A 14,341-nucleotide genomic window follows, 5' to 3' on the forward strand; every position below is an offset into this window, starting at 1 on the left:
ATACTGGCTGGTTTTGTTCTCACTGATTTGCAACGTATTGGAGAGGCTACTGCGCGCACTTGTCTGTTGAGTAGCCATCAGAAACCCCCATCAGAATGACTTCCTAAAGCTCCAGTTATTGGGGGGTATACGTATTCTCACACCTGAATCGCATCATTCACGGACAGTGAAAGACGTAGTGGTCTTCCGAACGCAGACGTTGGTCAACATAGACATGACCACAAAGCTCATCTGTCGCTCGGGGACCACTGGGTGACGGACACTAAGCTAGACAGTAGCTTGCCGATGATTTGAGATCACGCAGCATAGATCCTGAATGAAGACTCCCTCACAGGGCACCTGCATTAAAGGCCTGTGCAGGTATTTATGCGGCTTTAGGGTTCGTGAAATAATTAGCTATACATTTCACGAGCCTTTAGTCTTAAGGAAAAGCGTCGATCGCTACTACCCGGCGTATAAATGGAGCCATTCCAGCCGGTCCAGAATTTCGATCTTTCAGATGAATACAGATATCTGGTCGACGCGATGCAATGATTCCGATTAAATCACCTCGGATGTTGTCATCCAGACCCGCTCCAATAATGACGCTACGGATATTCGGCTCGGCTTCAAATTGCCGTATTACTTCCTCGCGATCATGGGCGCCGAGCCATTCTATTGACAAATCGTCCAGCTGACTCGCAACATCATCTACTACGCTGGATAGTGACCAGTGATCAGCCAGATGCGTGACTCTGTTCAGCCTTCTCAGGCGCTAGCCCCTTAGTCGTGCGCTGCCGTGCCACCCGCATTTGCAGCAAAATCACCAGAAACAGGAAGCTGCCTCGAATGACCTGTTGCCAGTAGGCACTCAGTGAAATGGTGCCGCGACCATTTTCAAAGTTCAGGATGTTGAACACCAGGCCCAACAACAGTGCACCAATCACCGTTGCCGTGACTGACCCTAATCCGCCTGTGAGCAGCGTACCGCCCACTACCACCGAGGCAATGGCGGACAGTTCCCAGCCTACACCCTCCAGCGGTTGCCCGGCACCAAAGCCGGATGCGAGGAAGACACCGGCCAAACCGGCGCAGCCACCGCTGAACATATAGGCGAACGCCTTGGCTCGCCCAACTTCCAGACCCATCAAGGAGGATGCTTCCTCACCGCCGCCAACGGCTAGCAGGGTGCGGCCAAGGGAAGTACGCTCCAGTATGATCCACGCAATGATCGCAACGATCAGCACAATGAGAATGCTCCACGGCACGAGATCAAAAGCCTTCTCCATACCCAGTTTCGTGAAGTTGCTGCCCCAGTCCACCGCGATGGTCTCGGCACCACTGAGTACCAGAGAGCCACCTTTGGCGCCGAGCAATGTGGCCAGCGTGGCGATGAAGGGCGGTACCCGCAGCACCAGAATGATGAACGCGTTCAGCGCCCCGAAGGCCATCCCGGCAAGGATGCCGGCAGGTAGAGCAACCTGCAAGCCATAGGGGCTGAGGTAGGCTGCGCAGACTGAACTGAAGGCTGCCACCGAGCCCACTGACAGATCGATGCCTCCGGTAATGATGACCAGGCACATGCCGATGGAAATCAGGATGAACATGGCGTTGTAGTTAAGAAATGAGGCGATGTTGTAGGCGCCGCCAAAATTCTCATAGCGCAGCAGTCCGAAAACAATCAGGCAGATCAGCGCGATGAACACACCAATCGTCTGGCCACTACCTCGCAACAAGGGGCGTAGGTCGAACGCATCTTCAGTTGTGGAGTTCATTCGCGTCGTCCCTGTTGTAGCGCTACCGCGGCGACAATGATGCCAGCCTTGGCAATCAAGGCCACTTCATCCTCGATACCATTGGCCAGTAAGGTGTACTTCACCAGCTGGATGATAACGGCACCCAATAGAGCACCGAATACCGGCGCACGTCCACCTTGCAACAAGGCACCACCGACCACGGCAGCGGCGATGGCGTCAAGCTCCATGAGGTTGCCATTGCGTGCAGCATCGGAGGCCGAGTTGATGGCCACGACTACCAGCCCGGCAATACCGGACAGGAAGGCGCAGATGATATAGACGCCGATCTTGACGCGTCGTACCGGCACACCAGACAGTTCGGCGGCGCGTTCATTGCCTCCCACTGCCAGCAGGTGACGCCCGTGGATGGTTCGTGTCACAAGCCAGAATGCAACTGCGGCTATGGCCACAGCCAGCCACCCCTGAAATGGCAAACCGAACACGCGGCCCGTGCCCAGATAACTGAAGGCGGGGTTGCTGAAGGTTTGCAGATTACCGTTGGTCAGCACCTGCGCAATACCACGGCCGGAAATGAACAGGATCAAGGTGGCAATAATCGGCTGCACTCGCAGCACACTGATCATGATGCCGTTGAACAAACCACAGGCCATGGCGGCCACCAGCGGTAATGCAATGGCGAGCATCAATCCGATGACCGGATTGGCCATGCCGAAAGCCGAACCAAAGATCAGGGGGGCAAGTGCCCCGGAGAGCGCCATCACGGCACCCACGGACAAATCGATTCCTCCGGTTGCAATGACCAGAGTCATGCCCACAGCCACGATTGCAATGGTTGCAACCTGGCTGATATTGACGAACAAGGTCTGCCACTGCAGAAAATTTGGTGTTATCAGTACATTGACCAGCAGCAGCACCGCCAATGCAACCAAAGTGCCGTAGCGGCCCAGCAGGCTTCGCCAGGCAACGCCTTTGGCAGAGTCTTTACTCTCGGCAGGGGATGCAGCGCTCGTATTCATGACACACCCTGCTGAACATTGGAATCGGGGGCCCGGGCAATGGCGCTGATCAGTCCTTCCTCGGTAATACCGGGATTACTCATGCGACTGACTGACACGCCGTCCTGCATCACAACGATGTGATCCGCTCCTTCAACCAGTTCTTCAAACTCCGATGAAATCAACAAAACCCCCACACCTTCTTCCACATGTTTACGAATAATTGCCTGGATTTCGAACTTCGCACCAACATCAACCCCGCGGGTCGGCTCATCGAGAATCAGCAGTTTCGGATGAATGGCCAGCCAGCGTGCCAGCAGTACCTTCTGTTGATTGCCGCCAGACAATTCGCGAATGGGTTGATCCATGTCATTGAGCTTGATACCCAGAGATTTTATGAAATCCTCAACCAGCTCGCGTTCGCGGGCACGATCGATTCGGCCGTGCCGGGTCAATGCCGGCAGCAGAGCCAGTGTCAGATTCTCGCGAACTGACATATCCGGGATGATGCCTTCAGCCTTGCGATCCTCGGTCAGAAACCCGATGCCGCTGGCAATGGCGGCCGCGGGTGTGGAAGGTGGCGCACTATTTCCGGCGAATTCGAGCGTACCTGCGCTCAGACTGTCAGCGCCGAATATCGCACGCGCCGCCTCGGTGCGCCCCGAACCCAACAGTCCGCCAAGCCCGACAATCTCGCCAGAGCGTACCGACAGATCCAGTGAACGCAGGCGGCGATTGGTGGCCACACCTTTTGCTTCGAAAACCAGCTCACCAGCCTTGTTCGTGCCACCGCCCAGTTCTGTCATACCAGCTGCCTGAATCTCGCTGACATCCCGCCCGAGCATCTCGGCAATCAGCGAAGTCTTGTCGGTGTCAGCAATCGCATGATCTGCAATCGTGGCACCATCTCGCATGATGGTCACCCGGTCGCACACGGTAAACAGTTCATCGAGAAAGTGGGATACGTAGAGTACCGAGGTACCCGCTGCTCGCAGGCGATTGACCACAGAGAACAGAACGGCGACCTCCCTTTCATCCAGTGAAGAGGTCGGTTCATCCATGATCACCAGCTGCGCTTCGAGCGATACAGCGCGGGCAATGGCAACCAGTTGCTGAATGGCGGTGGAATACTCTCCCAGCGGCGCATGTACATCCACGTCTATACCAAAGTCGGTCAGGATCTTGCGCGTCTTCGCATGTGCAGCACGCCAATTGATTAGTCCAAGGCGGGTGCGAGGCTCATAACCCAGAACGACATTCTCTGTGACGCTTCTGAGCGGCACCAGTGTCAGCTCCTGATAGATCGTGGAAATACCCGCGGCCTGAGCCTCGCGCGGGGATGCCACGTGCAGTGGCCGCCCTGCAAATTCAACCTCGCCGGCGTCACGGGTATAGACGCCGGTGAGTATCTTGATCAGTGTGGACTTGCCAGCCCCGTTCTGACCGATCAGGCCGTGTACTTCACCCGGCCCGACAGTGAGCGATGCACCGTCCAGTGCCACCGCGCCGGCGAAGGACTTGGCGATCCCCTGCATCGCCAATAATGGTGCATCACTCATGTCGATCAGTACGCTTCGTCGATATGGTCAGCAGCGTTTTCTGCTGTAAAGATGCGATCCTGAACCTGAACCCAAGGCTCGATATCTTCACCGGCGATGTAGCGTTCCATGACATTACAGGCCACCGGACCAAAGAACGGGGAGGACTCGACCGTCACACCCATCTTGCCGTCGATGATGGCCTGCAGTGCATCTCGTGTGCCGTCGATGGAGACAACCATGACGTCCTCTCCCGGATTGCGTCCGGCCAGCGTCAGAGCCTGGATGGCACCGATGGCCATTTCATCGTTGTGCGCGTATACGATGTTCACATCAGGATGCGCCTGCAGCAGTGTTTCCATGACCTGTCGTCCAAGATCACGCGCAAAATCACCAGACTGTGAGGCCACGATGGTCATGTTGTCGTGCTGTGCCATCACATCATCAAAGCCCTTGCGGCGATCGTTTGCCGGTGATGAACCGGTGGTGCCTTCCAACTCGACAATGACACCCTTGTCTCCCTTGAAATTCTCCAGTGTCCACTCGGCAACCCGGCGCCCCTGATCAATGAAGTCAGAGCCGAGAAACGCGACATAGTCGCGACCGGCTTGTGCAACGGCTGGATCAACCGAACGATCAACCAGGAAAGTGGGAATACCTGCCGCCTTGGCTTTCATGACGGCAGGAATCAGAGGTTTTTCTTCCCGTGGAGGCAGAAACAGGATGTCGATGCCCTGAGCAATCATGGAATCCACATCGGCTACCTGTTTGGCGGCGGAACCTGCAGCATCGGTGGCAATCAGATCCCAGTTGCAGCTCTCGGCCGTATCCATGAACGACTTGGTCTCGGCGATACGCCATGGGTTGTTGCTTTCCATCTGCGAGAAGCCAACCTTGTAGCGATCTTTCTTTTCAAGTTTGGGCAAATCCTGTGCGCTTGCCGCACCGGCGGCTACCGCCAGCGCGAGACTGACTGCGGTGAGTGCCTGCGTAAGTCCAGTGTTTTTCATCATATGCCTCTTCAGTTCCGTGGGGTTTATTGAGCCGCGCAAGGATCTTCGCCCCGTCTCGCGACTTCGGTGATGTATCGGGATCACACCGGCTTGTCGGGCTGGAAAGTCGAATTTCCTCACTCGATTCGGCAAAACGTCTTGCCTGTTTGGTATGACCATAGTTAGAATGCTAGTCTCATTGGGTCGAACGTGTCAACACCCAATAAAGTCGATTTTCGTCGCTACCAACACATTCCACCGGGAGAGCCTGCATGAGCGAGACATTCGATCACATCGTCATCGGGGGTGGCTCCTCGGGCTGCGTGGCTGCGGCGGGGCTGGTCAAGTCAGGTGCCAGGGTGCTTGTGCTGGAAGCCGGCCATTCGAACCGTCACCCCTTGCTGGACATGCCTCCAGGCATATTCAAGATGATCAACGGCTCGCGCTTCATGCGCTATCACCGCACAGTGCCGCAGGCGCACCTGGATGGTCGAGTGCACGATATTCCACAAGGCAACGTGCTCGGCGGCGGCTCCTCGGTCAACGCGCAGGTTTATATGCGGGGACGCCCATCGGACTACGATGAATGGGAAGAATTGCTGCGGGGCAACAACGACGCCATCGGCTGGAGTTGGAAGGATGTACTCCCGCACTTCAGGTCCATGGAAGGCAATGAACGATTGCATGATGAACGTCATGGGACAGAAGGGCCTCTTCTGGTTTCGGACCCGGGGCACATCAACGAGGTATCCCGCTGGTTCGTGCAGGCAGTACAGGCTATGGGGGAACCGTTCAATACAGATTTCAATGGAGCCTCGCAACGTGGCGTCGGCTTCTATCAATTCATGAATCGTGCGGGCCGCCGCTGCTCGGCGGCCTACTCACACCTGTCACCACTGGAGAACAATCCTGACTTGAGCGTACGCCTGCACTGCGAAGTGCAGCGCATCGTTATGCAGGGCAACCGTGCACGTGCGGTTGAGTACCGTGACAAAGCAGGTCGTCTGCACACGGTCCATACCGACGGTGAAATCATACTGGCGGCAGGTTCTTTGATCACCCCCAAACTGCTGATGCTGTCAGGCATCGGTCCTGCCGCGCACTTGGCCGAGCACGGTATTGATTGCAGCGTTGAGCTTCGGGGTGTTGGTCAGAACCTGATCGATCATCCCGAAGTTCCGATGAGCGCACTGGCTAATGGTCCTTACGGATACTACAAGCAGGGGGAGGGTTGGCGCATGCTCAAGAACGGCTTGCAGTTCAAGCTGTTCGGCTCTGGGCCCATCACCACAGCAGGTGTTGAAGCAGGCGCCTTCATCAATCCGATCGATCGTAATGCGACACCCACCATCCAGGCATTCTGCCCACCCATCGTGTATCTCGACCGTGATGCACTGGGCGAAGTAGAAAATGGTTATGGTCTGACCATAACAACAGTCGTTGTCAAACCCAAGTCACGAGGCGAGGTTCGACTGGCTTCCGCGGACCCATCCGCCATGCCGCTCGTCTCGCCAAACTTGCTGCAGCATGAGGACGATATGCGGACCATGATTGCCGGGCAACGCTTCTTTCTGGAAGCCCTGCGCCAATCCCCTCTGGCAAACCGGATCGATCGCATCGCCGTACCACCCGATGGTCGAGATGATGACGAGACGCTGCGCAATCATTGCAAGCGCTTCGTCAAGACGAACTATCACCCCAGCGGCACTGCCCGAATGGGACGTGATGGAGATCGTGATGCTGTGCTGGATTCGCGTCTGCGTGTGCGCGGCGTGGAAGGCTTGCGTGTCTGCGATCTGTCGGCCATGCCCAACATCAACGCCGGTAACACCAATGCGCCAGCGATGATGCTCGGGGATCGCTGTGCCGATCTTGTCAGCGGCAAGCTATAGCAAACGAGTGCTGTCTCTGCCTCCACGTGAAATGCTGACTCAAAGGCATACGAGGAATAATCATGATTGATCCGGTCACAGCGGCAATACCTGACAACTATACGGCCCCAGCCCTGGTTACCTGGGACGCGCTGACACTATCTAACGCCATACATGACAGGGATGTCTCCTGTCGAGAGGTGATGAATACGTATCTTGATCATTTGAATTCTCCTCTCCCTGAAGAGAAGAGGATTCTTTTCCTCTTCGCTCATTCGTAGGCTCCTTCTGCAAGGCTCTGAATTCCCAGAGCGGCAATGTTGCGGGCCGCGTTTATATCGCGATCGTGCGAGCTTCCACACTCGACACAGCTCCATTGCCCCTGCGCGGGCCGCTTATTACGAGATCTTTCAGACCTTTCGGACCGCTGAGTGCACCGCACACAGAACAGGCTCCCTGAAAGGCTCGTGTGGAATATGCCTCGTTCACTTCTTGGTAGATAACCCCTGCGCTAGCGCATTTATATTCCAGGGCTCTCTTGAGGCTAGACCAACCAGCATCCAGTGCTGACTTGGCCATCGTAGTCTTTACCATCGCTTTGGATGAGACGTTTCCGACAAACACCGCCGCACTCTTTTCTACAATCCGTGTAGAAAACTGATGGATTCCATCGCTGCGGCGGTTTCTTATTCTGGCGTGTATCTTCTTTGTCTGACGCTTCTTTCTTGCCCGCTGGGCCGTGGCCAACGCTTTCTCATCCGCTCGATACCAGCGCCCATGCAATACATCTGCCTCACTGGTGGTCGCAGCATCCTTGCACCCCAAGTCAATACCCATGGCGATCTTGCCCGTTGACTTCCCCAGTTTGCGCTTTCTGAACTGGATTCTTGCCTGAACGTAGGAGCCTGCTACTTTCTGCACCGTATGGCTATGCAAACCCAGCTCTTTACTGGCGCCAGTGGTGTATGAGTGAAGATCGAAGACCGAAAGAAAACGGCCCAGTTCGCGAATACTGCGCTCTGACAGCTCGTTGATGTAATTCCAGACGTAATTGACGGCTCGTGCCTGACGGGAAAGCTCAGCGGCATGTTTGTCCTTGACACGCAGTCTCAGCGTGCGCAGTTGTTTCTGATTGGAAGATGCCTGATCCATGCTTCTATCTTAACCGCGTTACACAGGCTAATTCCGTTTTGACGAACGCGATGCACAGCTGGCACGCGGTGAATCACTTGGCTGGCTGCATGGCATACCGCAGGCCATCAAGGACCTTGCAGCAACCTCGGGCCTGAGAACGACGCTGGGTTCTCCGCACTTTGCCAATCAGATACCAGAGTCTGACGGTATTGTCGTTGCACGCATGAAACGCGACGGAGCTATTGTTATCGGCAAAACCAACGTGCCTGAATTTGGTCTCGGCTCACACAGCTACAATACAATCTTTGGTGTCACGCGCAATGCGTATGACAACAGTCGCAGTGCAGGTGGTTCCAGTGGTGGAGCCGCTTCTGCTCTTGCCATGCGTATGCTACCAGTAGCCGATGGCAGCGACATGATGGGTTCATTACGCAATCCGGCAGCCTACAACAACATTCTCGTCTGCTTGCAACACAATCGGGAGCGGATCTTCGTGCACCACTATCCATTAACGAGGATCCCTGCCTGTTTGCAGGCAGTCTGGATCGTGATGTCAAGGGTATGCGAATTGCCTGGGCCGGCAACTGGAACGGATACTTATCTATGGAGGAGGGCATTCTTCCGCTTTGCGAGCGCGCGCTTGATACGTTCACTGCGCTCGGTTGCGAGGTCGATGCCAAGGTACCCGATTTCGACCCCACACAACTGTGGCAGTGCTGGCTAACCTTGCGTCACTGGGGAATCGCCGGATCGCTGGGAGCGCTTTACAGCGATCCTGCCAAGCGCGATGGTCTCAAGCCGGAAGCACGCTGGGAGGTCGAAGGTGGATTGGCCTTGTCGGCAATGGATGTACACAAAGCCAATGTCATCCGTAGTGCCTGGTATGAGTATCTGCGAACGATGTTCGAACACTACGATTATCTGGCGTTGCCCACAGCCCAGGTATTCCCTTTTGCGGCAGAGCTGGACTGGCCGACGGACATCGCGGGCCGATCCATGGACACTTATCATCGGTGGATGGAAGTTGTGATTCCTGGCTTGCTCTCCGGGTGTCCTGTGATCAGCGTGCCGGCAGGTTTCAATGATATTGGTTTGCCCATGGGTATCCAGTTGATCGGACGCCATCAGGCGGATCTTGAAGTACTTCAGATTGCCCGTGCCTACGAACAGGCTTCCGGTGACATACTCAAACGATTACCCCCTTCGCTGATAGGTACGCCTCTGCGAAGATGATGCTTGTGCTAACAGGTATCAGGCCGAAGCATTCACTAAAAGGTCGTATTATATATACCGATTGAAAGCACTGTAATTCAAAGGAAACGTTACACACCGGCCCTTGAATCCAAAGCTGAGACATATTGGCCAGGCATTATAATCTGAGAAGGAGCGACACATTTTTCAGATTCAGGAGCGTGGCCTATTGGTGGACGTTGATCATGCTACTAAAATGGTGGGAGGGAGAGAGTGTCGATGAATAGATTGGTTCGTGTCAAAAACGCGTTGATTTCAACGGTAATGGCAGCAGTGGTGATGAGCTCGGGCATGAGCTTTGCTCAGGAACGTTACATTATCTCAGTTGTGCCACAACTACCACAGGCGGTTCTTCATGACGACTGGCAACCTTTGCTCGAATATTTAAATGACAAGCTTGGTGTCGAAATAGAGTTGTCTTTGCAAGATAGCATCCCACTGTTCGAGATTGATTTTCTCGAGGCAAATCCAGATTTCGTTTTTCTGAACCCCTACCATGAAGTCATGGCGCACAAGGCACATGGTTATGAGCCGATACTGAGTGACAGCTCTCGGCAACTCAAGGGTATTCTGGTTGTGCCTGTAGCGAGCGAAATTGAATCTGTTGCAGATCTGGATGGCGCGACCATTGCTTTTCCTGCGCCAAATGCCTTTGGTGCATCCCTTTACATGCGTGCGCTGCTTGCCAACGAAATTGGCATCGATATAACGGCCTCTTATGTCGGGACCCATGCAAATTCCTATCGACACGCCTTGTTAGGTGAAGCGGCCGCAGGTGGAGGGGTAAACAATACCCTACTTAAAGAAGCGGAGGGCTTTCAAGCCGCGCTGCGTGTGATCTACGAAACCCCGGGTGTTACACCACATCCACTGGCCGTTCATCCGAGAGTTCCCGCAGAGATCCGAGATGGAGTAGTCGATGCTGTGCTCGAGCTGAGGGAGACTGAAGCTGGTCGTGAAATGCTCAAGGCCGTTCAACTGGCAGAACCTATGCGGGTTACTTACAAAGACCATTATCAGATTCTTGAGGACCTTCAGTTAGAAAATTTTGTTGTGGTGGCCGATTGAGAAAATTGTATACACATAGACAGGTTCATGTGATTGGAACAGGCGCATTGCCCGATGCTTGAAACAACACAGATAAAAAAATATCTGCACTTCATGTTGCCTGGAAATTTCCGTTCTCAGGTCGGGCTGTTGATGCTGCTGCTAACCACGATCGCTTTTGCCCTGTATGCACTGAATACCAGCCGTCAGCAGAGTAGATTCATCGTCGACTCCATTACCAGTACAGCCATTGCGCTGTCTCAGAACCTGGCATTTGATTGCGCTAACCTTCTCATGGTTAAAGACTATGCATCGTTGGAAGTTCTGCTCAGACAATATGCAAAACTACCCAATGTCACAGGCTTGAATGTTGTCAATGCCAAAGGTAAGTCTATCAGCAAACTAAGCGTTACCGATGGGCAGGTCGTTGCGAATTACGATCACCGGTTCGAAGAGCAATTGTGGATAGAGCAATATTCTGAACTAACCAACGATGATCACAGTCTGTCAGTGTGGGAACCCATTGTTGTTGGCCGTGAACCAATTGGTGTCGTTGAGCTCAATTTCAGTCTTGAACAAGCGTTCCAGGAGCGCCGTCGTTTGCTGCTCAGCACGCTTGGTTTTGGTTTTTTGACTACGCTGGCTGTGCTGTTGTTCATGTTTCTGTACTTTCGAAAACCGCTTAAAGCGATTCAGGATGCCAGTGAATTTGCGTCTACGCTGGATACACGGCGTGGTGAAAAGATCGAAGTGATGGGCTTTGCGCGAGAGTTCAAGCAACTTGGGCAAGCGCTGAATCTGGTGTCGCAAAAGCTACTGGAACAAGAACAACAAGTGCAAGCCAGTAGTGCTGAAGCAAAAAAACTCGCAATGGTAGCGAGTAAGACCAATAATGCTGTGATCATCACCAATGCTAAAGAGGAAATTGAATGGGTGAACGCTGGTTTCGAGAAAATGACGGGGTATAGCTCAGGCGAAATCATTGGCAAGCGCCCCGCTAGTTTCTTGCAAGGGCCTGACACGGATCCGGACATTCGACATCAAATGCGCGAACGCCTCTCTGCGCAAGAGAGTTGCGAGTTAGAGGTTATCAACTACAGCAAGTCAGGCATTCCGTATTGGGTGAATATAGCGGTGCAACCTGTATTTGATGATGATGGTGTATTGCGCAACTTCATCGCAATCGAAAGTGACGTTACTGAACGCAAGAAAGCTGAAAGACAACTCTACGAGGCAAAAACAGAAGCAGAAAAGGCGAATCTGGCCAAAAGTGAGTTTCTCTCAAGAATGAGTCATGAGCTCAGAACGCCACTCAATGCAATTCTGGGCTTTACTCAGTTACTTGAACTAGACGACCTGGGTAAGGACAATCAGGACTTTGTAGAGCGTATTCTGAAAGCAGGCCAGCATTTGCTGGTACTCATCAATGATGTTCTGGATATTTCCAAGATTGAAAGCGGTGGTATGACGCTTTCCAGAGAACCAGTAGTGATTAAGGAAGCAGCTGAAAATGTGTTGCGACTGGTTCAGCCACTGGCGGAGAGTCATCAGGTTACCCTTTCAATCCACCAGAACTTCACTGATGACTTGCTCGTTTTAGGTGATTTGCAAAGAATAAATCAGGTTCTTGTCAACTTGCTCTCCAATGCAATCAAATATAACCATGTGCACGGAACAGTTATCATCAATGCTTCGGTACAAGGAAGCGAACGGTTACGATTGTCGGTCGAAGATACAGGGCAGGGCATTGCAACCGATAAAATGGACCGATTATTCACGCCGTTTGATCGCCTTGGCGCCGAACAAACGTCAATTGACGGTAGCGGTATAGGCCTGTCGTTATCCAGACAATTACTGTTTGCAATGGATGGAACCATAGGTGTGTGTAGTACAGCTGGCAAAGGTACGACTGTTTGGATAGAGCTACCAATAGCTCACAAACTTGAAGTGACGGTTCCAATGATCATGAAGACGCCGCAGGTAGAAAACGCAGGCTCAGAGCAGCGACCTCCAGCGACGATCATTTATATAGAAGACAACACCTCGAATGTAGCCTTGGTTGAAAAAGTGCTCGAACGTCTGGGAAATATTGATCTGCAGGTAGCGATGCAGGGGCTGGAAGGTTTGGAGCTCATTCGAGCGGCGAAACCGGACCTGGTCTTGCTGGATTTGCATCTTCCCGTACTGGGAGGAGAGGAAGTTCTGGAACGCATGAGAGAAAATCCGGATATGCATTCAATACCTGTAATTATCGTAAGTGCCGATGCGACCCCTGAGCACATAGAACGCTTGTTGCATAAAGGTGCGAATGACTACATCACCAAGCCACTGGATGTGCAGGATCTCCTGGACCACGTACGGAAATTTATAGACGCATGATGGAAGAAAAGATCAAAGACCTGAGCATCTTGATAGTTGACGACAATGCTGACAATCTGGTGTTCCTGGAACAGCTTTTTCGTCGCACAGGCTACAGGAATATCACGAGCATCGTGGATAGCCGCAATGTGCTTCCTCATATAGAAAAATCAGAGCCTGATATCGTGCTTCTGGATATCATGATGCCACATATAGATGGGTACGAAATCCTGCGTAGTATTCGTGCCCTATACGATTCTTCCGTATTTTTGCCCATTGTTGTGCTCACCGCGATAACAGAAAGACAGGCTCGACAACAAACCCTGAAGGACGGTGCAACCGATTTTTTGACCAAACCACTTGACGTTCTTGAAGTCGCGCAACGAGTAGGCAATCTCTTGCAAACACGCTATATGTACAAGCAACATCTGGAGTACAGCAGCCTGCTTGAAGCTGCCGTGCTGGACCGCACACGTGAACTCGCTGAAAACAATCAGGCACTGAGCAAGGTTAATCAGGTTCTTGACGATACCAATGTTGAGATTGCAAATCGTCTTGCTGAGGCCGCTGAGTTCAGAGATGATGCCACAGGTAAACATACATTTCGCGTAGGTACCATTGCTGCTTTGGTTGCCGAAGAGCTGGGCTATTCAGCTGATTTTGTCGAGCTCATAAACAAGGCTGCAAGATTGCACGATCTTGGCAAAATTGGCATCCCGGATGCCATCTTGCTGAAGCCTGGCAAACTGACTGAAGATGAATTGGATCTGATGAAACAGCACTGCGTCATCGGCGCCAAGGTTCTGTCTGGCGGACACAGCGAGCTACTGGAAATGGCTGAGCAAATAGCCTTGTCACATCATGAACAATGGAATGGAAACGGATACCCGAATCAGTTGAAAGGAAAAGAAATTCCGATTGAAGCGCGCATCGTATCTGTCGTGGATGTCTTCGATGCATTGACACATGTTCGCCCTTACAAAGAAGCATGGAGTGAACAAGAGGCCATCGAGTACATCACGAATCACAAGGGTGAGCAGTTTGATGCAAAGGTGGTGGATGCCTTTTTAAGTGTGTTGACAAAGAAAAGTGGCGATGTGGACTTTATCAATATGGATGTTGATCCTGGGTTTAAATGAAACTCCGAACAAAGACTGAAAACGACACACGATCACGATAGCGGCCCAATCTATTTTGAGGCCTCTCGTATTGCGTCGTGTTCTTTCTTGAAGGATTCAAGATCATACTCAACCGCTTGAAACACCGTACTCAGCAACCTGACATAGCCTGCAGTGGCAGCAGCTTCTTTCAACTCGGCCTCAGTAGCTCCAAATTTTATTGCATTGTTCCTGTGCGCATAAACACAGTATGGACAAGGAATCTGAGCCGCCACAGCAAGTGCAATGAGCTCTCTTGTCC

The 14,341-nt window shown here is 52.8% G+C and carries 10 protein-coding genes and 3 pseudogenes; 6 read left to right on the forward strand and 7 right to left on the reverse strand.

Annotated features, from left to right (window positions below):
• Positions 1–716: 716 nt before the first annotated feature.
• Genes IMCC3135_RS08870 through IMCC3135_RS08885 form a run of 4 tightly spaced genes read right to left on the reverse strand, consistent with a single transcriptional unit; the run spans position 717 to position 5,282 of the window.
• The gene (locus IMCC3135_RS08870) at positions 717–1,754 is read right to left on the reverse strand and encodes an ABC transporter permease (protein WP_088917278.1); all 1,038 of its coding nucleotides are present in this window, start codon (positions 1,752–1,754) and stop codon (positions 717–719) included.
• On the reverse strand, positions 1,751–2,752 hold the full coding sequence (locus IMCC3135_RS08875; protein ID WP_088917279.1) for an ABC transporter permease: 1,002 nt from the start codon (positions 2,750–2,752) through the stop codon (positions 1,751–1,753). The genes IMCC3135_RS08870 and IMCC3135_RS08875 overlap by 4 nt, the downstream gene beginning before the upstream one ends.
• Positions 2,749–4,290 (reverse strand): sugar ABC transporter ATP-binding protein, encoded by a 1,542-nt coding sequence (locus IMCC3135_RS08880; RefSeq protein WP_205737968.1) that lies wholly within the window; start codon positions 4,288–4,290, stop codon positions 2,749–2,751. The genes IMCC3135_RS08875 and IMCC3135_RS08880 overlap by 4 nt, the downstream gene beginning before the upstream one ends.
• Before the next feature lie 5 nt (positions 4,291–4,295).
• Positions 4,296–5,282 (reverse strand): ABC transporter substrate-binding protein, encoded by a 987-nt coding sequence (locus tag IMCC3135_RS08885; RefSeq protein WP_088917280.1) that lies wholly within the window; start codon positions 5,280–5,282, stop codon positions 4,296–4,298.
• 251 nt (positions 5,283–5,533) lie between these two features.
• Here IMCC3135_RS08885 and IMCC3135_RS08890 point away from each other — a divergent pair, with 251 nt between their 5' ends.
• Complete coding sequence (locus IMCC3135_RS08890; protein ID WP_088917281.1) at positions 5,534–7,153, forward strand: GMC family oxidoreductase; 1,620 nt, start codon at positions 5,534–5,536, stop codon at positions 7,151–7,153.
• A gap of 250 nt (positions 7,154–7,403) precedes the next feature.
• Here IMCC3135_RS08890 and IMCC3135_RS35435 read toward each other — a convergent pair whose 3' ends face one another.
• Positions 7,404–7,574, reverse strand: a complete 171-nt coding sequence (locus IMCC3135_RS35435; RefSeq protein WP_418251423.1) for a zinc ribbon domain-containing protein — start codon at positions 7,572–7,574, stop codon at positions 7,404–7,406.
• 41 nt (positions 7,575–7,615) lie between these two features.
• A pseudogene (locus IMCC3135_RS08895) lies at positions 7,616–8,284 on the reverse strand (transposase); the annotation flags it as partial.
• Positions 8,285–8,342: 58 nt separating this feature from the next.
• Between IMCC3135_RS08895 and IMCC3135_RS35440 the strand changes: the two are divergent.
• The 5 genes and pseudogenes from IMCC3135_RS35440 to IMCC3135_RS08915 form a co-directional block, all read left to right on the forward strand.
• Positions 8,343–8,711, forward strand: a pseudogene (locus tag IMCC3135_RS35440) (amidase family protein); the annotation flags it as partial.
• Between the two features lie 95 nt (positions 8,712–8,806).
• Positions 8,807–9,499, forward strand: coding sequence for an amidase family protein (locus IMCC3135_RS34685; protein WP_418251436.1), 693 nt, complete (start codon positions 8,807–8,809; stop codon positions 9,497–9,499).
• Positions 9,500–9,736: 237 nt separating this feature from the next.
• Positions 9,737–10,585 carry a phosphate/phosphite/phosphonate ABC transporter substrate-binding protein gene (locus IMCC3135_RS08905; protein ID WP_088917282.1) on the forward strand — a complete coding sequence of 283 codons (849 nt, stop codon included), beginning with the start codon at positions 9,737–9,739 and terminating at the stop codon, positions 10,583–10,585.
• 54 nt (positions 10,586–10,639) lie between these two features.
• A complete protein-coding gene (locus tag IMCC3135_RS08910) occupies positions 10,640–12,943 on the forward strand; it encodes an ATP-binding response regulator (protein WP_088917283.1) in 2,304 nt (767 codons plus the stop codon).
• A complete protein-coding gene (locus tag IMCC3135_RS08915; protein ID WP_088917284.1) occupies positions 12,940–14,061 on the forward strand; it encodes an HD domain-containing phosphohydrolase in 1,122 nt (373 codons plus the stop codon). Before IMCC3135_RS08910 ends, IMCC3135_RS08915 begins: the two co-directional genes overlap by 4 nt.
• A 50-nt stretch (positions 14,062–14,111) precedes the next feature.
• On the opposite strand, the pseudogene IMCC3135_RS35445 reads toward IMCC3135_RS08915, so the two are convergent.
• A pseudogene (locus IMCC3135_RS35445) lies at positions 14,112–14,336 on the reverse strand (carboxymuconolactone decarboxylase family protein); the annotation flags it as partial.
• Positions 14,337–14,341 lie beyond the last annotated feature (5 nt).

The organism is Granulosicoccus antarcticus IMCC3135, assembly GCF_002215215.1.
GTDB lineage: Bacteria > Pseudomonadota > Gammaproteobacteria > Granulosicoccales > Granulosicoccaceae > Granulosicoccus > Granulosicoccus antarcticus.